This window comes from Myxococcus sp. AM010 (assembly GCF_013372585.1).
Taxonomy (GTDB): Bacteria; Myxococcota; Myxococcia; order Myxococcales; family Myxococcaceae; genus Myxococcus; species Myxococcus vastator.
In genome coordinates this window covers 48,197-68,718 of record NZ_JABXEO010000029.1, presented here as the reverse complement: position 1 = coordinate 68,718, position 20,522 = coordinate 48,197, and the positions used below count along the sequence as shown (strand labels likewise).

18 protein-coding genes are annotated in these 20,522 nt (G+C 69.2%); 8 read left to right on the top strand and 10 right to left on the bottom strand.

The window, feature by feature from the left end; all coding sequences use genetic code 11:
• Positions 1-13 precede the first annotated feature (13 nt).
• Complete coding sequence (locus HV826_RS15890; protein WP_176417865.1) at positions 14-1,369, top strand: MFS transporter; 1,356 nt, start codon at positions 14-16, stop codon at positions 1,367-1,369.
• Here HV826_RS15890 and HV826_RS15885 read toward each other — a convergent pair.
• Entirely contained in the window at positions 1,323-2,093 is a 771-nt protein-coding gene (locus HV826_RS15885; protein WP_217917373.1) for a 3-hydroxybutyrate dehydrogenase, read from the bottom strand. The two genes, HV826_RS15890 and HV826_RS15885, sit on opposite strands and share 47 nt — an antisense overlap.
• A gap of 111 nt (positions 2,094-2,204) precedes the next feature.
• Between HV826_RS15885 and HV826_RS15880 the strand changes: the two genes are divergently transcribed.
• The 3 genes from HV826_RS15880 (at position 2,205) to HV826_RS15870 (ending at position 5,042) form a co-directional block, all read left to right on the top strand.
• Positions 2,205-3,203: a bile acid:sodium symporter family protein gene (locus HV826_RS15880; RefSeq protein WP_176417863.1), complete on the top strand. Its 999-nt coding sequence runs from the start codon at positions 2,205-2,207 to the stop codon at positions 3,201-3,203.
• A 126-nt stretch (positions 3,204-3,329) separates the two neighbouring features.
• On the top strand, positions 3,330-3,884 hold the full coding sequence (locus tag HV826_RS15875) for a DUF2378 family protein (protein ID WP_217917372.1): 555 nt from the start codon (positions 3,330-3,332) through the stop codon (positions 3,882-3,884).
• A gap of 81 nt (positions 3,885-3,965) precedes the next feature.
• Positions 3,966-5,042: a hypothetical protein gene (locus tag HV826_RS15870; protein WP_176417861.1), complete on the top strand. Its 1,077-nt coding sequence runs from the start codon at positions 3,966-3,968 to the stop codon at positions 5,040-5,042.
• Between the two features lie 11 nt (positions 5,043-5,053).
• Here the strand turns inward: HV826_RS15870 and HV826_RS15865 are convergent, their stop codons facing one another.
• The 4 genes from HV826_RS15865 to HV826_RS15850 all read right to left on the bottom strand — a co-directional run bounded on the left by HV826_RS15865 (position 5,054) and on the right by HV826_RS15850 (position 11,367).
• Positions 5,054-6,277 (bottom strand): Nramp family divalent metal transporter, encoded by a 1,224-nt coding sequence (locus HV826_RS15865; protein ID WP_255217252.1) that lies wholly within the window; start codon positions 6,275-6,277, stop codon positions 5,054-5,056.
• 102 nt (positions 6,278-6,379) lie between these two features.
• Positions 6,380-7,423 (bottom strand): alpha/beta fold hydrolase, encoded by a 1,044-nt coding sequence (locus HV826_RS15860; RefSeq protein ID WP_176417860.1) that lies wholly within the window; start codon positions 7,421-7,423, stop codon positions 6,380-6,382.
• Complete coding sequence (locus HV826_RS38095; protein ID WP_368670935.1) at positions 7,420-8,991, bottom strand: GMC family oxidoreductase N-terminal domain-containing protein; 1,572 nt, start codon at positions 8,989-8,991, stop codon at positions 7,420-7,422. Before HV826_RS38095 ends, HV826_RS15860 begins: the two co-directional genes overlap by 4 nt.
• Positions 8,992-9,003: 12 nt before the next feature.
• Positions 9,004-11,367, bottom strand: coding sequence for a GMC oxidoreductase (locus HV826_RS15850; RefSeq protein ID WP_176417859.1), 2,364 nt, complete (start codon positions 11,365-11,367; stop codon positions 9,004-9,006).
• 532 nt (positions 11,368-11,899) lie between these two features.
• On the opposite strand from HV826_RS15850, the gene HV826_RS15845 reads away from it, so the two are divergent.
• Entirely contained in the window at positions 11,900-12,241 is a 342-nt protein-coding gene (locus tag HV826_RS15845; protein ID WP_176417858.1) for a hypothetical protein, read from the top strand.
• A gap of 417 nt (positions 12,242-12,658) precedes the next feature.
• Here the strand turns inward: HV826_RS15845 and HV826_RS15840 are convergent, their stop codons facing one another.
• On the bottom strand, positions 12,659-14,134 hold the full coding sequence (locus HV826_RS15840; RefSeq protein WP_176417857.1) for an ELWxxDGT repeat protein: 1,476 nt from the start codon (positions 14,132-14,134) through the stop codon (positions 12,659-12,661).
• A gap of 301 nt (positions 14,135-14,435) precedes the next feature.
• Here HV826_RS15840 and gspG point away from each other — a divergent pair, with 301 nt between their 5' ends.
• Positions 14,436-14,888 carry a type II secretion system major pseudopilin GspG gene (gene gspG / locus HV826_RS15835; RefSeq protein WP_176417856.1) on the top strand — a complete coding sequence of 151 codons (453 nt, stop codon included), beginning with the start codon at positions 14,436-14,438 and terminating at the stop codon, positions 14,886-14,888.
• A gap of 399 nt (positions 14,889-15,287) precedes the next feature.
• On the opposite strand, the gene HV826_RS37230 is transcribed toward gspG, so the two are convergent.
• The 4 genes from HV826_RS37230 to tesB form a co-directional block, all read right to left on the bottom strand.
• On the bottom strand, positions 15,288-15,518 hold the full coding sequence (locus tag HV826_RS37230; RefSeq protein ID WP_255217251.1) for a hypothetical protein: 231 nt from the start codon (positions 15,516-15,518) through the stop codon (positions 15,288-15,290).
• A 40-nt stretch (positions 15,519-15,558) separates the two neighbouring features.
• Positions 15,559-15,837 carry a hypothetical protein gene (locus HV826_RS15825; protein ID WP_255208014.1) on the bottom strand — a complete coding sequence of 93 codons (279 nt, stop codon included), beginning with the start codon at positions 15,835-15,837 and terminating at the stop codon, positions 15,559-15,561.
• A 116-nt stretch (positions 15,838-15,953) separates the two neighbouring features.
• Positions 15,954-17,330 carry a DUF1552 domain-containing protein gene (locus tag HV826_RS15820; RefSeq protein WP_368670934.1) on the bottom strand — a complete coding sequence of 459 codons (1,377 nt, stop codon included), beginning with the start codon at positions 17,328-17,330 and terminating at the stop codon, positions 15,954-15,956.
• 159 nt (positions 17,331-17,489) lie between these two features.
• Positions 17,490-18,359: an acyl-CoA thioesterase II gene (tesB, locus tag HV826_RS15815; RefSeq protein WP_176417855.1), complete on the bottom strand. Its 870-nt coding sequence runs from the start codon at positions 18,357-18,359 to the stop codon at positions 17,490-17,492.
• Between the two features lie 189 nt (positions 18,360-18,548).
• On the opposite strand from tesB, the gene HV826_RS15810 reads away from it, so the two are divergent.
• Together HV826_RS15810 and HV826_RS15805 are read left to right on the top strand one after the other, a co-directional pair.
• Positions 18,549-19,469, top strand: a complete 921-nt coding sequence (locus HV826_RS15810; RefSeq protein ID WP_176417854.1) for a bile acid:sodium symporter family protein — start codon at positions 18,549-18,551, stop codon at positions 19,467-19,469.
• Positions 19,469-20,446, top strand: a complete 978-nt coding sequence (locus tag HV826_RS15805; RefSeq protein WP_176417853.1) for a hypothetical protein — start codon at positions 19,469-19,471, stop codon at positions 20,444-20,446. Before HV826_RS15810 ends, HV826_RS15805 begins: the two co-directional genes overlap by 1 nt.
• The last annotated feature ends 76 nt before the right edge of the window (positions 20,447-20,522 follow it).

The following is a 20,522-nucleotide window of genomic DNA, read 5'->3' as shown; positions in this document are numbered from 1 at the left end:
GGGAGGGGAAGGCATGGCTGGGACACAGGACTCCATCTTCAAGGTGGCGGTGGCCAGCTTCATTGGCACCGCCATCGAGTGGTACGACTTCTTCCTCTATGGAACAGCGGCGGCGCTCGTCTTCAACCGCCTCTTCTTCCCCTCCTTCGATGCGCTGACGGGCACGCTGGCCGCCTTCGGCACCTTCGCCGTGGGCTTCATCGCCCGGCCCCTGGGCGGCGTGGTGTTTGGCCACTACGGCGACCGGATTGGCCGCAAGGCCATGCTGAGCGCCACCCTGATGTTGATGGGCGTGGCCACCTTCGCCGTGGGGCTGCTGCCCACCTACGACACCGTGGGCCCCTGGGCCCCCGCCCTGCTCGTGCTGTTGCGGCTGGTCCAGGGCTTCGGGCTGGGCGGCGAATGGGGCGGCGCGGTGCTGATGGCCGTGGAGCACGCGCCCGCCCACCGCCGAGGCTTCTACGGGAGCTGGCCGCAGATGGGGGCGCCCGCGGGGCTGCTCGTCGCCACGGCGGTGTTCTCCGTGTTCTCCCGGCTCCCCGAGGCGCAGTTCCTCGCCTGGGGCTGGCGCGTCCCCTTCCTGCTCAGCGCGGTGCTGATTGGCATGGGCGTGTTCATCCGCCTGCGCGTGGCGGAGTCCCCCGTCTTCCAGCAGCGCCAGCAGGAGCCACACCCTCCCGGCCTCCCGGTGATGGAGGCGCTGCGCACGTACCCGAAGCAGATCCTCCTGGCCATGGGCGCGCGCTTCGCGGAGAACGGCTTCTTCTACATCATCACCACGTTCGTCCTCTCCTACGGAACCGAGCGCCTGGGCCTGCCCCGCTCCACGCTGCTCAACGGCGTGCTGGTGGCCACGGCGGTCCACCTGGTGGCGATTCCCCTCTTCGGCGCCGCGTCGGACCGCTTCGGGCGCCGCCCCGTGTACCTGGCGGGCGCCGTGGGCTGCGCGCTGATGGCCTTCCCCTTCTTCTGGCTCATCGACACGAAGGCGACGGCGCTCATCTGGCTGTCCATTGTCCTGGGCATCATCGCGCACGCGGCGATGTATGGCCCCCAGGCCAGCTTCTTCTCCGAGCTCTTCGGCACCCGCGTCCGCTACAGCGGCGCGTCGTTGGGGTATCAGCTGGCGTCGGTGTTCGCGGGCGGCCTGTCACCGGTGATTGCCACCGCGCTGCTCGCCTGGTCGGGTGGACAGTCCTGGCCGGTGTCGCTCTACATGGTCGCGCTGGCCGTCATCACGCTGGTGTCCGTCTACCTGTCCGCGGAGACGTTCCGGGAGCAGCTCACCGAAGCGCCTCCGGGAAGTCCGGCTCCGGACGCGCTCAGCGCGCCGTCCAGCCACAGTCCATCACCTGCGCCGCCCCGGTGATGCCGGCCGCGGCGTCCGAGCACAGGAAGGTGATGTAGGCGGCGACCTCGGAGGGCTCGAGCAGCCGCTTCACGGCCGCGGGCGCCAGCATGACCTTCTCCACGACCTCCGCCTCGCTGATGCCGTGGACGCGGGCCTGGTCGGCGATCTGCCGCTCCACCAGCGGCGTCCGGACGTAGGCGGGACAGACGGCGTTCACCGTGACGCCCTTGTCCGCGGCCTCCAGCGCCACCGTCTTCGTCAGCCCCATGAGGCCGTGCTTCGCGGAGACGTAGGCGGACTTGTAGGGCGACGCCACCAGGCCGTGCAGCGAGGACACGTTGATGATGCGTCCCCACTTGCGGGCGTACATCAGCGGCAGCGCGTAGCGCGTCAGCAGGAAGGGCCCCACCAGCATGATGCGGAGGAGCTGCTCCCAGCGGTCCTCGGGGAAGTCCTCCACCGGCGAGACATGCTGGACCCCCGCGTTGTTGACCAGGATGTCCAGGCGTCCCCATTCCCGCTCGGCGGTGGCCACCAGGGCCCGGCAGTCCTCGCGCGAGGAGACGTCCGCGCGCTGGAAGCGGGCGCCAGTCAGCCTTCTGGCCGCCTCCGCCCCGGCCACCTCGTCCAGGTCCGCCAGCAGCACCCGCGCGCCCTGCGCCGTGAGGGCCTCCGCCACCGCCAGGCCGATTCCATGAGCCGCCCCCGTGACCAGCGCGCACCGACCTGAATGTGGATTCATGTTCATGTCCGCATGGTGGACCATGGCGCCGGCGCCGGCAATGGCTCCGCCTGCCCGCCCCGCGCACTCCTCGGTGGAGGTCCGCCGCCGCCCGGAGTAAGGGGGGCGGACATGCCCCTTCGCCTCGTGAAACGACTTGCCCGGGACTGGTTCCTGCTGGGGATGCTCGGCGCCGTCCTCCTGGCCGCGCTCTTCCCGGCGTTCGGCGCGTCGGGCGGGCCGATGCACGCGGACGTCGTCGCCGACGTGGGCATCTTCGCGGTGTTCCTGCTCCACGGCCTGGGCCTGCCCGCGGCCCAGCTCCGCGCGGGCGTGGTGACGTGGCGCGTCCATGTGGTGGTCCAGGCCTTCACCTTCGTTGTGTTCCCGCTGCTGTGGTGGCTGGGCGACGTGCTGGTGGGCCGCTGGCTGCCGTCCGACGTGTCGATGGGGCTGCTCTATCTCTGCGCGGTGCCGTCGACCATCTCCTCATCGGTCGCGATGACGGGCGCCGCCCGGGGCAACGTGCCCGCCGCCATCTTCAACGCCAGCCTGTCCAGCCTGCTGGGCATCGTGCTGACGCCGCTCATCATCGGCCTGTTCGCCAGCGCCACCGGCCAGTCGCTGTCCATGGGTCAGGCCGTCCTCAAGCTGGCGACCCTGTTGCTGCTCCCCCTGGCGCTGGGGCAGTTGCTGCGCCCGCTGGTGGGCGGCTGGTTCGCCCGCTACCGGCCCTACACGAACACCTTCGACCGGGTGTTCATCCTGGTCCTCGTCTATTCGTCGTTCTGTGACTCCATTGCCTCGGGCCTGTTCTCCGACTACGGCGCGGAGGTGCTGGGCATCGCCTTCGTGGGCGCGGTGCTCCTCCTGGTCACCGTGCTGGTGTTGACCACGCGGACGGCTCGGGCGCTGGGCTTCTCCAAGGAGGACGAAATCGCGGTGGTCTTCTGTGGGTCCAAGAAGACACTGGCCTCGGGCGTTCCCATGGCGCGGCTGCTCTTTGGCGCCAACCCCGCCCTGGGGCTCATCGTCCTACCGTTGATGTTCTATCACCAGGCGCAGCTCCTCGTGTGCTCGCTCCTGGCGGAGCGCTACGCGAAGCGCCCGGCGGGACAACCCGCGGCGTAGGCCGCGGTGCGCATCCCCGGCGGACCGGCACTGTGATAGGTGCGCAACCCACGTATGTCAGCGCCGCATAGAACCTCAGGGGCCTGGCTTGACCCGGCGGGTACAGCCCGGGCTGGAATGCACTCCATGGCCGAAAGACTCGTCTTCCCTCCCATCGTGGAAGGGCTCTTCGTCCGGGGACTCTCCGGGCGGGTGACGCCCCTGCTCAAGGAGCAGTTGCGAAGCGAGGGCCTGAACCTGGACCGGCCACTGCTCCCCGCGTACTCCCTGGAGTCGTGGATTCGCTGCGTCTCGCTGACGGCGAAGGCGTTGCACCCCCAAGAGCCCGACGAGGTGGCGTGGCGGATGCTCGGCGAGCGGATGATTGACGGCTACCGCGACACGCTGATGGGCCGCGCCCTGCTCGGGGTGATGAAGCTGCTGGGGCCCCGGCGGATGCTGTCGAAGGCGCAGCATGGCTTCCGGACGAGCAACAATTACACCGAAGTCCGCATCACGGAGACGGGACCGACGGAGGCCGAGGTCTGGCTCAACGAGCCGGGCATGCTGCGCTACTTCAAGCAGGGCGTCATGCTCGCCATGTCCCGGGCCGCTGGCGGCGTGGCCGCGTCGGTGGAGGTCCGCGCCTTCGACGAGCACTGCGTCACGTACCGCGTCTCCTGGAAGGACTCGGGCCGCTGAGGCGGCTTGCCCTGGGGGCCGCCCCTCTGCGACGGTAGCCGACGCGATGGCGCCCTGGCGCCGTTGGTGAGGGGGGACGATATGCCGTCGAGCGAGCGCGCCAATCTTCCGCGCTGGAAGGGGCAGCAAGGCTTCTTCGAGATCTGGTTCCTGTGTGTGCTCGACCCTGGGGGTGAGCGCGCCTGGTGGTTCCGCTACACGCTCTTCACGCCCGCGCCGGGAGCGCCCGGTGCGCCTCGCGCCATGCTATGGGCGGCGGCCTTCGACTGCGCCACCGCCACGCCCGCGCTGGGATTGAAGGCCATCCATCCCCTCACCCGCTTCTCCACCGAGGCGCCTGGCCGCTTCGGCATCCGGCTGGGCGACGCGGAGCTCGCGCCGGGCCGGAGCCATGGCCGCGTCGCTTCGGGAGGCCACTCCATCGAATGGGATTTGCGCTACACGCCGGAGACCGCGGAGGCGGTGCGCCGCGCTCCACGGGGCGCCGACCTGCTGCCACTGACGACGCACGTGGCCCATGCCCATGACGACATCACCTTCACCGGCGCCGTCACGGTGGATGGGCACCGGTATGACGTCCAGGGAGCGCCGGGGCTGCAGAAGCACCTGTGGGGACACCGCCGACTGGAGGAGCTGACGTGGCTCTACGTGCCGCGCTTCCAGGAGGACCCGGAGGCCCGCCTGGAGGTGCTGTCCGTGCGCGCCCGCCAGCATCCGCTCAGTCCCAGGCTGTCGCCCATCTACCTGCGCACCGCGCAGCGGGAGCACCGGTTCCACGAAGCCCCGGACCTGCTGTTCACGCGCCTGCGGTCGCCTCAGCCGGGGGAGCTGCGCTTCCAGGCCCGCTCGGCCACGGTGGCGGTGAAGGGCCGAGCGTGGTGCGACCCCAAGACGCTGGTGGGCTACGTGTACCGGGACCCGACGGGCTGGGACGTCCATGTGGCCCAGAGCGACGTGGCCACCTGTGCGCTGGAGCGCTTCACGCGCCCCCATCCCTTCGCGGCGTGGAGACCGGACGGACGGCTCACCTCCACCGTGGGCGCCCTGGAGTTCCACGCGCCCAAGCCCCTGGAGGGCGTGCGCTACATCGGCTGGGATGAGACGTCGGTCTCGGAGACACCGGGCGAGGCCCCGCCCGCGGTGGCCGAAGGCGCGTAGCGGCGCGAGTGTCAGGGCGCCATCAACTTGCGGAGCGCGTCCAGCGCTTCGCTCGCCCCCACGCCCAGGAACAGGAGCAGCGTGGCGATGAGCGCGGCGTTGACGAGCCAGCCGTTGCGCAGCGCCCCCACCCACGCGCGGCGGTTGTTCATCCACAGCAGCGTCGCGGCGAGCAGCGGCATGAACAACGCGCCCATCAACGCGTAGGCCAGCTGGGCGCGTTGCAGGGGCACCCACAGCAGCGGCAGGGGCACCACCGCCAGCGCCACGAGGTAGCCGCGCCACGCCCGGGTGCTTCGCAGCGGCGGCGCGCGCGCGGGCTCCTGGCGGTGGACGCGCAGGAAGTCCGCGAAGAGATACGGGATGCCCTCCCAGACGCCCAGCAGGCTGGAGAACACGGCGGCCCAGAAGCCCCACAGGAAGAGCCAGTAGCCGAACGGCCCGATGATGTCGCCCAGCCGCTGCGCCAGCAAGGTCGTCACCCGGAGGCCGCTCCCCTGGAGCTGCACGGTGGAGCCGATGATGACCATCGCGATGCCGAACAGCGCCGTCAGCGAGTAGCCCAAGGCGAGGTCGGCCTGACACGTCCGCAGCCACCCCGCGCCTTCACGGCCTCGCTCCCGAATCCAGTAGCCGTAGGAGAGCACCGTCACGGTGCCACCCACGCCGCCCAGCAGGCCCAGCACCCAGGCGGTGCCGCCTTCGGGCATCGTCGGAAGCACCAGCCCGCGCGCGGCGGCGCTCCAGTCCGGTCCCGAGGCCGCGGCCGTGAAGATCACCGTGACGAACATCAAACCGATGCACGCCGCCATCAGCCGCTCGAAGAAGCGGAAGCCCCCGGCCCACACCAACCCCAGGCCCACGAGCGAATGCACCACGCCCCAGAGGCGCCGCGACGTGTCCGGATCGCTCGACAGGGGCCACAGCGCGTCGCCCGCGGCGCCGCAGGCGGAGATGAGGGCCCCGCCCGTGAAGAAGCTCCAGCCCAGCAGATAGAGGAAGAAGCCGTAGCGCAGCCACGCGCCGAACCGCGCCCAGCCCTCCAGCACCGTGGTGCCCGTGGCGAGCTGCCAGCGCGCGATGCCCTCGTTGAGGAAGCCCTTCAGCACCGCGCCGACGACGGCGGCCCAGAGGATGGCCATCCCCACCGCGGAGCCTCCCAGGCTCGCGGTGAGCAGGTCCCCTGCCCCCACGCCCGTGGCCGCGACGAGCATGCCGGGGCCGAAGCGGGCCATCCAACCCAGGCCGGCCGGCGGCGCACCGGCGGGCGACTGCGCCGTTGAAGGTGAGGAGGTGTCCATGGGGCGGGAACAGGGACGGTACCCCGCCTCATCCGCTCAGGCCATGGCCTCCAGCGCGCCGCGTATCACCGGATACGTATCCTGCGACGCAGTGCTTCCCATGAAGGTGTCCAGGTGGCCGTACCCCGCCAGGACCTTCCTTTGGTAGTACGACTCACCGTTCTCTTCGCGCAGCCACTCGTAGGTGAGCTCCGTGGACGCGGGCATGTACGTGCCATTCTGCTCTCCGGACACGAAGGTGATGGGGCGCTTCAGGTGCTCGGCGCGCAGGTACGACGGCGGCCGCTCCCGGCCATAGCGCCGGAGGTTCTCCTCCCGGCCATGGTCGAAGCCCACCGCGTAGCCCGAGCGCGCCATCTGCGCCAGGTGACGGAACGTCAGCATGTTGCAGGGGCCGAACTGCTCGTCGAGCCGGTCATGCGTCTCCCGGTTCATGCGCGCGTGCCGGAAGAGCTGCCCGTACATGAACGTCAGCCGGCGGCAGACGGTGCTGTCGCATTCATGACGGAGCAGGTCCACGAAGGTGCCGAAGGCCGCCTGGAACAAGGGGCTGCTCGGGTCCTCGTCCGGCGTCAGGTAGTCGCGGGTGATGTCCAGCACGTCCGGCAGCCGCAGCATCGCCTTGAGCTGCGTCGCGGGCGGGACGATGTGGTGCAGCGCCACCTGCGAGGCGACCACGCTCTGGACGTCCGGCAGCAGCCCCGCCGCCATCGCCATGAAGAACGTCGCCGAGCCCGCGCAGTGCACCACCGCCTGCACGGTGTCCACGCCGGTGCGCTCGCGGACACGCCGGACGGCGGCGGGCATGTCGTGGCGGGCGGCGTCATCCAGCGTGAACTGCCGCAGCGGCAGCTCCACGCTGGCGCGCCAGTCCAGCAGCCAGGTGTCGTAGCCGTGGCGCACCAGGTGCTGCACGAAGTTCTCCTGCACCGTGGGCAGCATGAACATGCCGCTCCACACCCCCGCGCCATGGACGAGGAGGACGGGCCCCTTCGCGCCGCCCTGGTAACGCGTGAGCTGCAACGGAACGCCGTCGTCCGCGGGAAAGTCGTGCCTCTCGGCGGAAGGCAGCGTGTTCATGAAGCGCTCCTCGAATGAGATGAGAATCCGTGCACCACGGCCTCGGCGATGCGCTCGGCCACCGCGCTGATGGTCATCACCGGGTGGAAGCCGAGGGCTGTCGGGATGACGGAGCCGTCCGCCACGTGCAGCCCGGGATGGTGGAAGACCTCGCCCTCGGTGGACACCACGCCGCGCTCGGGAGCTTCCGCCAGATGCGCGCCGCCAAGCGAATGCACCGTGAAAGGCCGCTTGAAGAGCTGCCAGGTGACCAGCGGCGCGAAGGTGGCGCCGTACTGGGCCGCCAGGTCCCGCATCGCGTCCGTCATCCGCCGCACCAGCTCCGCGTTCTCCCCGGCGAAGTCCCACGACACGTCGAGCTGCCCGTCCTCCAGGTGCATCCGCCCGTTGGCGTTGTCCTGGCCGATGCCGAAGAGATTGGACGTGCGAGCCGCGTCCACGTCGTCGCGCAGAGGCCGGCTCAGCAGCCCCTTCTTGAGGGCCGCGTGGAGGGCGGGCCCCAGGCAGGTCCACAGCGGCGCGCCCAGTCCCTGGAGCCGCCCGAGGCTCGGCTGTCCCAGGCCCGCGAGGACCTCCGTGGCGGGCTGGTTGAACGTGGCCTTCACCAGCGTGAAGCGCGGCTGATGGTCGGTGAAGCGCATCACCGTGGACACGTCGGGGCCCACCCAGGGCTGGATGTCCTCGCGCGCGCCCTGCATCGACGCCAGGAAGTCCCCGTTGCCCGAATAGCCGTGGCCCAGCCGCCGGCTCACGCGCGGCAGCGTCCGCGCCACGTCCCGGCTGCGCAGCAATATCTCCACCGTGCCCAGCGTCCCCGCGGCCAGCACCACCCGCGAGCCCTCCACGGTGTGCCGCTCCCCCGACACCAGGTCCCGGCAGTGGACGCGGTACCCCTCCCGCACCGGCTCCACGTGGGAGACGAGCGTGCGCGCCAGGACCAGCGCCCCCAGCGCCTCCGCCCGCGCCAGGTACGTCAGGTCCATGGTGTTCTTCGCGCCGTGCTGGCAGCCGAACTCGCACTCGGCGCAGAGCTGGCACACGCGCCGGCCCGGCCCCGGCGGCTCCGAGAAGGCCACGGCCACGGGCGGGTCGAACGTCTCGCGCCCCATGCCCCGGGCCGCGCGCTGGAAGAGGTCCCGCTTGCGCAGCGGAATCGAGGGTGGCACCGGGTTCAGCCGCAGCTCCCGCGCCACCTTGTCGAAGTAGGGCTCCAGCGAGTCCCGGCGGTACGCCTGGGGCCAGCGCGGGTCCTCGAACACCTCGGCGTCCGGCCGCACGTGGACGTTGGCGTAGATGAGCGAGCCGCCGCCGACGCCGCTGGCCGTCACCGTGCCAATGCCGGACAGGAAGCGCACGTCGAAGAGGCCCTGCGCCTTGCGCCGCTCGGCATGGCGCCAGAGCACCTCGTCCGTGCGCGTCACGTCCCGGGGAAAGCCGCCGGGCCGGTAGCGTTTGCCGCGCTCCAGGACCAATACCGACTTCCCCGCCTGGGCCAGGCGCAGCGCGCTGATGGAGCCTCCGAAGCCGGAGCCCACGACGACCACGTCGTACCGCGTTGCCTTCGCCACGATGCACCTCTCCTATTCCAGCTTGGTTCGCGCGAAGACGTCCCAGAGGTTGCCCATGAACATGCTTCCAAAACGCTTCAGGGCCTGGGTCTTCGCCAGCGGTGACGTCGTCCCCAGCACGGCGAAGGTCGTGAGCTGCTGCAGGAAGTCCGGCATGCCCAGGCGGATGATGCCGCTGGCCACCGCGGGCGCGTGCTGGTCGCTGCCCCGGCGGATGACGGTGTAGAGCGTGGACGTGTCCGACCACATGTCGAAGCCGTCGTCGTCCCGGACGTGCTTGTAGCCGTCCAGCAGGTACGGCTGGCCGTCCGTGCCGGTGAAGGGCAGCAGGTAGAGCATCCGCCGCTCGAAGTAGCTGTCCGTGTCCACGAAGAGGTTGAAGACGCCGTGGTCCACCTTCGCGCCGCCAGGTGGCGTGAGGCCGTGGACGTGGACGGTGCCCTGCGCGATGCCCGAGTGGGCCTTCTCCGCGAGGAAGCGGTCGAGGTTGGGCAAGGTGATGGTGAGGACGAACTCGGCCACCCTGCCCTCTGACTTGCCTTCCTCCTCGGCGCCCGCGTAGTCCGTGTCCGGCAGGTGGCCGGGGTTGATGAAGCCGCGCATCCGTTCGGTGAAGCGCAGCCCCACCACGGGCGTTGGCGACAACACCGTTCCTCCCTCGGGAATCACCACGCTCCGCATCGGGTCCTCCCTTGGAACCACCGGCGTGGGTGCCACGCTCGCGCTCATCCGCATTGACGCGCGGAAGGGCTCCGCAGCCGCCTTGCCCGAAGCCGTCCCGGCGCGCTCGGGGGCGGTCCAGGTGGGGTTCCCCAGCACCTGGCGGATGGCGGCCTCGACGTTGCGCTCCGCCACCGCGGCGATGGTGGACGACGGATTCACCCCGGTGCTCGCCGGCAGCGCGGCGCCATCCAGCACGTACAGGCCGGGGTGGCCGTGCACCTCACCGTCCGGGGTCAGGACGCCGTAGGCGGGCTCCTCCGCCATGGTGCAGCCGCCCAGGTTGTGGACGGACACGGGGATGTGCAGCCGATCCCACAGGGGGTTGAAGACGGCGCGCGCCCCGAGCGCCCGAGCGATGTCCTGGCAGAGCTGCTCCTGCGTCCGGTACAGCGGCAGGTTGGAGGGCACGTCCCAGCGCACCTCCATGTCCCGAGTCAGTGGCCGCAGCGCGAGCCGCCCGTTGGAGCGGTCCCTCCCCATGGCCAGGAACACGGCCTGGAAGCGCTCGCGCTCCTTGCCCATGACGGTTTCAGGGCGGGCGCGCCGGCGCAGGGCGCGGACCAGCTCCTTCTGGAGCAGGTCCGCGGGGACACGGAGGTCCCGGCCCATGTCGATGACTTGAAGCAGCCCCGCCGCCTGCCCGGGGTGCCCGCCCTCCTGGAAGAGGAACCACGTCTTGTCCGCGCCCTGCCCCTGGTCCACCACCAGGCTGGTGGTGATGGTGGGTCCTTCGGAGGGGTCCCACACCTCGCGCGTCTCGAAGGCGAAGGCCAGGAAGTCGCCGTTGGCCGAATAGCGGCACCCCAGCCGGTCGCTGAGGCGCGGGAGCGTGCCCCACTGGTCGCGGCAGCGCAGCAGCAGCTCCGTGGTGTTCACCGTGCCGGCGCACAGGAACACGCGGCGGGCCTCCACGGTGCGCTCGGCGCCGCCCGCGGCGTGGTCCGTATAGGTGACGCGATAGCTCGCCGGAGACAGCGGCTCGATGCGCGTGGCCTCCGCCTGGGTGGTCATCTCCGCGCCCTGCTGTTCGGCGACGGCCAGGTAGTTGAGGTCCAGCGTGTTCTTCGCGCGGACGTTGCAGCCGATGTCACACTCGCCGCAGTAGTTGCAGCCCTCCTGGGCGACGCCGAACTTGTTGGGCAGCGGCTCCCCAGCGGGGGCGAAGCGCACGGCGAGGTCTGGGTAGAAGAACTGCTGCTCGCGGCCGAGCTTGCGCGCGACGTCCCGCATCCGCTTCGCCTTGGTGGGCAGGCCACGCGCGGACGCGGTGATGGGCTGGAGGTCCAGCATGTACGCGACCAGGTCGTAGTACGGGTCCAACGCGGCGCGGCTGTAGCCCTCCGGCCAGTCGGTGTCGAAGGTCTCCGCGGGCGGGCGCAGGTGGACGTTGGCGTAGATGAGCGAGCCGCCGCCGTAGCCCGCGGCCTGGACGATGCTCATCCCCGGCAGCAGCTTCACGTCGAAGAGGCCCTGATTGTACTGCCAGAGCCAGCCGTTGAGCGGGTTGCTCCAGTCGCGGGGAAAGCTCCCCTTCGGGTAGCGCAGGCCCCGCTCCAGCACGCGCACCGTCAGGCCGGCCTGCGCCAGCCGGCACGCCGCCACCGCTCCCCCAAAGCCGGTGCCAATGACCAGCGCGTCGTACGTCGGCGCCATGTTCCCCCTCGTCGCGACCCGTCCCCAGGGCAGGTTTCAACTGCCAACCTATTAACGCACGAGGGTCTGATCCTTCGACCTCCACACTTCGAGGCGGGCCAACCCCTTGAAATCAAATGCGGGATGTAAGCGGATGGAGCTCCATGCACGCCTGACAGCGGAGGAAGTGGTCGGGATGGAGCGCTTCCCAGCACCAGAAGGTGGGCAAAAGGCGATCCGTTGGTTGTCCGCAAACGGCGATGAGACGCTCCCCCTGGACTGCATGCGCGCGCGGCGTCCCTACTCGAACGGGGAAATCGCCCATCGAGTCGTCGTGGCATGTCACCTCACGAGAGTCGATGAGCTCAAACGCGCTCATGAGCGAAGACTGTTTATCCATCCGCGCATGTTGCCAAAGTCAGGACCAATCGTCCCTTCGCGCTTCGCATGGTCCGCGCCACGATTGTCCCGGGAGAGACGGTGCGCGTTGCGCCCCGACGGCAGTCCAGGTCCGCAGGAGTGCCCGGAAGAATCAAAGAAGGCGATTCGCTACATGGGGCTGCGCGTTGGGGACAGCGTGTTGGTGGATCTCGACGCGAACCAGACCGAGAGCCGACGTGTCACGCTGTATGACGGCCCCATTGAGAGTGTCGCGAGGGAGGAGTTCGGCCCGTTTGGTGCGACGAGCCGCCTGTACGGGCAGGTCTGGACGACCGGCCCCCAGGTCGTCATCCGGTACTACGAGGCGCAGTCGCCGAACGGAGAAAAAGTTCCCATCTGCGCGGTGGCCCGGCTCGGCTATGACCAGATGAGGAAGCTGCCCGAGTCCAAGCCCGGAACCGCGATCCTCGACGGCTCTGTCGCAGCCGCGTTCATCGTCGATGCGTTCCGATGACTCGGACCACGCGGCCATCTCAGGGGGCCCCTCGCGGCGGGGGGACCGGAGTCACTCCCGTAGCTCGCTGTTCGGAAATGTCGGGGGTTTTGACGCCACAAAAGTCCCGACATTTCCGAACAGCGATCCACCGGGCTGCGCGCCCGACCCACAGGAATGAAACGCCGTAGCCTGCTCGTGGCGTAGGCACAGAGGTTGGCGCGTCATGGGTGCCGGTGAGCCCGTCGAACAGTTGGGCCCGGAGCCTGGTGCGCCCCCGAATCCATGCTCACGGCCGCCCACCACCTGCCGCGCCAGGACCTTCCCTACAAGGACCTGGGCGCCGACTCCTTCGAGCGCTCCAGCAAGGCGCAGCGCGCCACAAGCGGCGACTACGCCCAACAGCCACCGGCTGCTCGCTTCATCCGCACGCCGCTATCAGTGGGCGTGGTGCGGATCGCACTCCCCCTTCGGACGGAACGGCAAGGCCCACAGCTCGCGTCCGGTCTCTCCGTCATCCGCCGAGAAGAACACGTCCCAGCCCGAGCGCACGAAGTCGCGCGGCGACGAAGACGCACTCCCATGTGCCAGACCCCGCAGCGCCTTCGTGCCCGAACGGGTGCCATCGCTCACCCAGGGCTCGTGCCCATGCACCCCATCGCTCGCGGAGAAGAACAACGTGCCTTCGATGGCGGTCAGCGCTTCGGGATCCGATGAGCCGCCACCGGGCGACAGGTCCTTGAAGAGCGCGGTCCCCGAACCGCTGCCGTTGCTCACCCAGAGCTCACGCCCCTTCCCCGCCCCATCATTCGCGGCGAAGAAGACTCGCGAGCCTAGAACCGCCAGGGCGCTGGGCGAGGAGCCCGTGGGCCCAGACCAGATGTCCTTCGCCCGCTTCGTGCCTGACGTCGAGCCGTTGCTGCTCCAGAGCTCCTCGCCCTCTGGCTCTCCGGCTCCGGCGCTGAAGACGACGCGCTTGCCCAGTGCGACCAGGTCGTGTGGATACTCTCCGAAGAAGTACCGCAGCTGGCGCGTGTTGGAGGCGGCCCCATCCGTCTTCCACAAGCTGGCCTCGCCCTCGTCGTTGTCCACGAGGAAGTAGAGGCGCGACTTCACTGCCAGGAGATCGAAGATGACGTTGTCCCCCACCCGCGTGAGGACGGGAATGACACCTGGCGCTCCGGTGCTACGCCAGAGATGAATCTCATCGCGCCGGGGGCCCCGCTGGGCCGCGACGAAGTAGAAGGCCTCGTTGCCCACGCGAACAAAGCTTCGCGGGGATGAGCTATCGGGGCCCGCCTCGATGTCCTCGACGAGATAGGTCCCCGCGTCCGTTCCGTCACTGCGCCACAGCTCGCGTCCATGCACGCCGTCGTTCGCGCCGAAGTACAGGACCCCCTCGAACTCAACCAGCAGGGGCTCGTTCCTCCTGATGAGGAGGTTCGGACGGAAGAGCCCATCCTCCGTCCCCGGGTAGATGTCCTTCACCAGGTACGTACCGGCTGACGTCCCGTCGGTCACCCAGAGCTCGTAGCCGTGGACGCCGTCATCGGCTGCGAAGAACAGCCGGTTCCCCACCCGCGTCAGATTCGAGATCTCCGACCCCACGAGCCCTGGGTGAATGTCCTTCACCAAGGACGTGCCGCTTCCACCCGTTCCGCTGCTTCGCCACAGCTCACGTCCGTGAGTCCCGTCATCCGCGGTGAAGTAGAGGGCTCGGTCGCCGTGCACCAGGTCCTCCGGCGCTGACCCCTCTGCGCCGGGGTGAATGTCCGCCAATCGAACGGCCGTCTTCCCACACAGCTCCCACTCCTGACTCAGGGCGGACCCGTGATTCGTGAAGTCGGCCTCGTCGACTTCGGTGCCACAACCCGCGGTGCCCAGGAGAATGAGCAGTGGAAGATGGGGCTTCATGACGGCCTCCGTACCTGGCGCGGTTCATCCGCGCCGATGCGGGAGGGTGAGAGTCACGCGCACCCGCATCTACCCGCGCAGAGGTGGCACTCAGCCGTTGGGAAGCGACAGTCGCTCACGCGGCACTGGCACTCCAGTCAGGCACGGCGACTGCACTGGCAAACGTCCGCGCCTGGAATCGAAGCCCTGCGCCAGGCGCACGCAGCCCGAGGCATGTGCAACGCCCCAGCTCCAGACGACATGGCGACACGTCGGGCCCGCGCGCGCCGGACACAACGTCACACGAGGTCAGAACCCAAAGATGAATCCAACCCAGCAGAAGCGGCACGCGCGGCGGCGTCACGTTCGCGGATTCACGCTGATTGAAATCATGGTCGTCATCACCATCCTCGGCCTCATCGCCGCGGCGGTGGGCGTCTCCGTGATGTCGAACCTGGAGGAGGCCAAGCAGAAGACCGCCGCCCTGGACATCAAGGCGTTGGAGACGGGGCTCAAGCTCCACTACATGAAGACAGGCAGCTTCCCAGAGACACAGGCTGGCCTGGATGAGCTCCTTCAGGCGCGCTCGTTGGAGCGCCTGCCCAGCGACCCGTGGAACCGCGACTACGTGTACACGAATGAGGGCGGCCGCCCTGTCATCCTGTCGTATGGCGCGGATGGTGTCCCAGGGGGTGAAGGCAGCGACGCGGACATCTCCTCCCAGTTGGAGTCACCGTCCTCGAGCGCGGCCCGCCGCCCCAAGAAGCTCCGTTAGCCCGTCACGCGGGCGATGGCCGCGCCCAGGCCCTGCTCCACGACGTTCCGGTAGGGCCCCTCGGGCAGGTCTCGTAGTCGTCAGTGGCCACATCCCACGCCCGCTGGAAGCATGCCCGTGCCTCCTCCGGACGGCGGGCGGCTTCCTCCTGCATGCCCTGAGCGCACAGCTTCACAACGGGGTTCTCCAGGTCCATGCCCTGCATGATGCCCGGAGCGCCTCCCCTCACGAAGCCCGCCGCGCCTGACGCTTCAGCGGCCCGCCGCCACCCGCGCGAAGTGGTGCGCCAGACGGTGCAGGACCTCCGTGTTGTCGGCCTCCGCGGCCTTCAGCTTGGGCAACTGCGCCTTCAGCTCCTGGAGGTTCTTCCCGCGCCGCTGGAGGCTGTCCGCCTCCAGGTCAATCCACCGCCCCAGCTCGCTCGCGGTCAGGCTCCTGCCGCAAGAAGGGGTGCTGCTCGGATTCGTAGACGGCCATACGGCCGCCCATGACGACCAGCAGCTCCGCGTCCACGTCCTCCCGGCGCAAGGCGCGGAAGCGGTTCACCAGCGTGAAGCCCGCCTCCTGCAACACCGGCCCCAGCAGGCCGGGCCCTTCGTGCTCCTCGTGCTGGAACACCACCGCGCGCATCGTCGTCACCTCCCGAGCCGCGGGCGCCCTGCCCGCGGGCTCAATCGTATGCGCACGACGTGCAGATGTTGAGGCAGGTCCCCACCTGCTCTCCGGAGTCCTTCACACACTCCTGGTTGCGGGCGCAGTTCACGTCGCTCGTACAGCCGGGCACACACTCGCTGAACGTGGCGTCCGCGCAGTACTGCCCCGGCTGGCAGGGGTCGTCACCCATGAACTCTCCGCACTCGGTGTACCCCTTCTGAAGGGGCGCCATGACACAGGCGCCGGTACCCAGGGAGAGCACGGCGAGGACGGCGGGCCAGAGACGGGTACGCATCGAAAGACCTTTCGGGAGCAAGCGGAGGATGCCCGCCTGCTCCCGACGTCCGTCCGGGCGCCGTATTCACGGCCCGTGCGTCGTTCTACTCCGCGGCCGGCACCGGGCAGCGCCCCTCACGCCAGTCCGGCCAGCGGTCCCTGTGCCAGGGGGCCGAAGGTGCCTCGTGGAATCTCGAAGGCCTGGAGGATGGAGAGCAGCACGTCCCCACACCGCTTGCCCTGCGCCCGCATGTGCCGGCCCGGCCGGATGGCACCGCCCGCGCGCCCCGCGAGCAGCACCGGCATGTCGTAGTGGTTGTGCCAGTCGCTGTGCGAGATGTCGCTCGAGTAGAAGACCGCCACGTTGTCGAGCAGCGTGCCCTCCCCCTCCGGCACCGCCTTCAGCCGCTGCACCAGGTGCGCGAAGCGGCCCACCTGCCACCGGTCGATCTCCACCTTCGCCGCCAGCTTCACCGGGTCATTGCCGTGGTGGGAGGCATCGCCGTGGTGGGAGAAGGCCCGGCCGTTGACGGTGAACATCATCGGGCTGACACACATGCCGAGCATCAGCGTGGCGACGCGGGTGGCGTCACACTCGAAGGACTTCACGATGAGGTCGCACATCAGGTTGGCGTAGGCCGTGCCATCCATGGGGATGCCCACCAGCCGCGCCCCCGGGGCGCCCTGCTCCGCCTTCTGGATGGCGACTTCGACTTCGCGGATGCCCGTGAGGTACTCGTCCAGTCGGAGCTTGTCCGCCTGACCCAGCCTGGCCTGAAGCGCCTTCGCTTGGCCCGTCATCCGGTCGAGCACGCTGCGCCGGTACATCCAGAGGCGCCGCTCCGCGTCCGTGGGGCCTTCGGCCTGGAGCGCCCCGAAGAGCCGGTCAAAGATGACGCGAGGGCTGTAGACGTTGGGCAGCCGCTGGCCGCGGGAGAACGTCGCCATGCAGTGGTCCTCGCCGCTGCAATGGTCCTGCGTGTCGTCATACGACGACGGCTTCGGGTCGATGAAGCCATCCCCGTTCGCGTCACGGTACCCCGGGTCGTCGTAGCCGTTGTTCTCCACGCTGAGCGTGAGCGCCGGCACGCGCACCTGCGCCGACGTGGCGCGCGCGATGACCTGGTCGACGGAGTCCGTGTTGCCCGCGACGATGCGCTCGGACGCGGTGAGCATCATCCAGAAGCCGCCCTCGTGCGTGCGCTCGTAGTAGTCCCACGCGCCCAGCCGCAGGCCGCTCAGCACCAGGACGTCATCCTTCACCGGCGCCAGCGGGGACAGCGTGGGCGGCAGCGCGTAGCTCGCGCCTTCAGTGGTCGGAAACCATTGGTCCGGGACGACGCCCGCGGAGTGGAACATGCCCACGAAGCGCAGCGGCGGCTTCGCACCGGACGCGTGCGCCCGTGCCAGGGAGGGCGCCATGGCCTCCAGCCAGGGCAAGGCGAGCGCCGCTCCCGTGGCCCCCCGCAGCAGACTGCGTCGCGACAGCTCCCAGGGTTTCGATTTCGGCACGGGGGATCCTTGTTGTCTGAGCCACGGGCTTGCTGAGCAACGAGGGTGCCACGACACCGTGTCGTCAGGAGTTCCGGGGAATTGCAACCTTCGTGGATTCCCGAGGGCACGACAAGGGGCTGGCCCCCCCACCCGGGTGTGGGGTGTCGTCCTCGCTGCTCAGGCCTTGGGCTTGCGGATGCGCAGCAGCCCTTCCTGGGCCACCGAGGCCACCAGCCGGCCGTCACGCGTGTAGACGCTGCCGCGCGACAGGCCGCGCGCGTTGCCCGCCCACGGACTGTCCATGGAGTACAGCAGCCAGTCGCTCACCTTCAGGTCACCGTGGAACCACAGGGCGTGATCCAGGCTGGCGCCCAGGATGCGGGGCTGGAAGAAGCTGGCCGCGTGGGGCAGGAGCGCGGTGCTGATGAGGTTGAAGTCGGACGCGTAGGCCAGCACATACCGGTGCACCTGCGGATCCTCCGGCAGGTCGCCGTTGGCGCGGAACCACACGTGCTTGATGGGCGCCTTCGCCTCCGGATTGAACGGATCCACCGGCGCCACGGGCCGGATCTCAATCGGCCGCTCCCCCAGGAACTTCTCCCTCAGGGCCTCCGGGATGCGGGCGGACAGGCGGCTCAGCAGCTCCTGCTCCGTGGCCAGCTCCTCCGGGCCCGGCACCTCCGGCATGGGCGCATGGTGGGCAAAGCCCTCTTCGTCCCCGTGGAAGGAGGCGATCATCGTCAGGATGGGCTCGCCCTTCTGCACGGCCACGACGCGGCGCGTAGTGATGCTGCCGCCGTCCCGCACCCGGTCCACCGTGTAGACGACCGGAAGCGTCGCGTCGCCCGGGCGCAGGAAGTAGCCGTGCAGGGAGTGGACATGGCGGTCGGCGGGCACCGTCTGGCTGCCCGCGGACAGCGCCTGGCCCAGCACCTGGCCGCCGAAGAGCTGGCGGAACCCCAGGTCCTGGCTCCGGCCACGAAACAGGTTTTCCTCGATTTTCTCCAGCTTGAGGAGCGACAACAGCTCGTCCAGGACTCGGCTCATGGCCCCTGTCCTAATCGACCCGGGGGTCGGTGTCTCGGGTAACGAGGCCCTGGCCGCGGTGCATCAATGACATACGGCGTCATGGGTTGCCTCCGCTTTTCGCGACCTTTGAGAGCGGAGGATCTTGAAGCGCCATGCCCTCCTGCGCGACGCTGATGCTCAACGCTGGACACTCCATCCGGGGGGCGAATGCAGGCGAATGTATTCACGGCGGTGCTGATGCCGCTGGCGCTGGCTGTCATCATGCTCGGGCTAGGCCTGACGCTGACGCTGGCGGACTTCAAGCGGGTCATTGTCTATCCGCGCGCCATCCTGGTGGGCCTTGGCTGCCAGATGTTGGTGTTGCCGGTGGCCTGCCTGCTCATTGCCCACGCCTTCCGTCTACCGCCGGAGCTTGCGGTGGGGCTGATGCTGCTGGCCGCGTCTCCGGGCGGCGCGACGGCCAACCTCTTCAGCCACCTGGCGCGCGGTGACGTGGCGCTCAACATCACGCTGACGGCGGTGAACAGCGCGCTGTCGCTCGTCACGCTGCCGCTCATCATCAACCTGTCGCTGGCGCACTTCATGGACGAAGGCCGCGCGGTCCCCATGCAGTTCGCGAAGATTGTCCAGGTGGTGTTCATCGTCCTGGGGCCGGTGAGCCTGGGCATGTTCATCCGCTCGCGCAGCGCGGCCGTGGCGCAGCGCATGGACAAGCCCATTCGCATCCTGTCCACCGTCTTCCTCGTCGCCGTGATTGGGGCGTCCGTGTACACGGAGCGCGCGAACGCGCTCAGCTTCTTCCGCCAGGTGGGCCCGGCGGCGCTGGCCTTCAACGTGGTGAGCCTCGCGGTGGGCTACTTCGTGCCCGTCATCCTGCGCCTGCCCCGGCGGCAAGCGGTTGCCATTGGAATGGAGATTGGCATTCACAACGGAATGCTTGCGATTGCCATCGCGCTCAGCCCTACGCTGCTGGCGAACTCGACCATGGCCATTCCCCCGGCCATCTACAGCCTCATCATGTACTTCACCGCGGCGGCCTTCGGCTTCTATGTCAGCCGGCGCTACGCGGATGAGCCGTCCCCCGCTGTACACCGCCCCCCCACGTCACTCCCCGAGAAGGTGTCTTGATGACGCTGCGTCGACCGCTGTCCGTGCTCTCCCTGTCACTCTGCCTGGGATTCTCCGCGCCAGCCGCCGCCGAAGAGCCCGAAGCCGCTGCCCTGCCCTCGACTCCGCAGACAGCGCCCAAGCCCACGGACGCGCCCACGGCCCCCACGCTGCCGCCGTTGGGGCCCGACACTCGCCTGTACTTCGCCAACATCAACTTCCTGCGTTGGAACCCGCTGGGCATGGAGACCCAGAACCGGATCATCCTCCAGAAGCGGATGTTCGACGGCGAGTCCATGTTGACGCGCGACAACTTCGTCAACGGCGCGTTCGCCATCAAGGCCAACCCGGCCTCGGTGAAGATTGGCCCCGTCTTCGAGATTCAGCCGCTGGCCATCTTCAACCTGCGGGCGACCTATGAGTACGTCCGGTACTTCGGCACGTTCGGGTTCCTCCAGTCGTACACCAACCCGATGCTGGACTTCTCCGACGACGCGCGCGGCCTGACGCAGGATGACGCGTACAGCACCTCCGGGCACCACTACATGCTGGAGCCCACGCTCCAGGCGCGCTTCGGCTCCTTCGTGGTGCGGAGCAAGGCGTCCATCGAGTACTGGAACGTGGCGCTGCGCGAGGGCAACGGTGCGTCCTTCTACGACGCGCTGCTGGACACGCTCATCCCCGGCCGGGGATGGGTGTTCACCAACGACACCGACCTGATGATGCTGACGACGCCGCAGCTCACGCTGGGGGCTCGCTTCAGCGGTGTGTGGCCGCGCTACCAGGATGGCTCGGGCGGAGCGCAGAACGTGGACAACAGCCACACGCGCATCGGCCCCATTGTGGCCTACTCGTTGAACACGCGCGAGGGCTCGTCGTTCAACCGGCCGACGATCCTCTTGAACTTCGCGTGGTACCTGAACCACCCGAACCGTGGCGGCGCCCTGCCCTACATGATGGGCGCCTTCGCCTTCACGTCCGACTTCCTGGGCGGCTAGGCGGGACACTTCCGCCGGGCGCCCCTTCTTGGGGACGCCCGGCGTTGAAGCAGGGGTGAGCCCGCGAAGGCGCCCG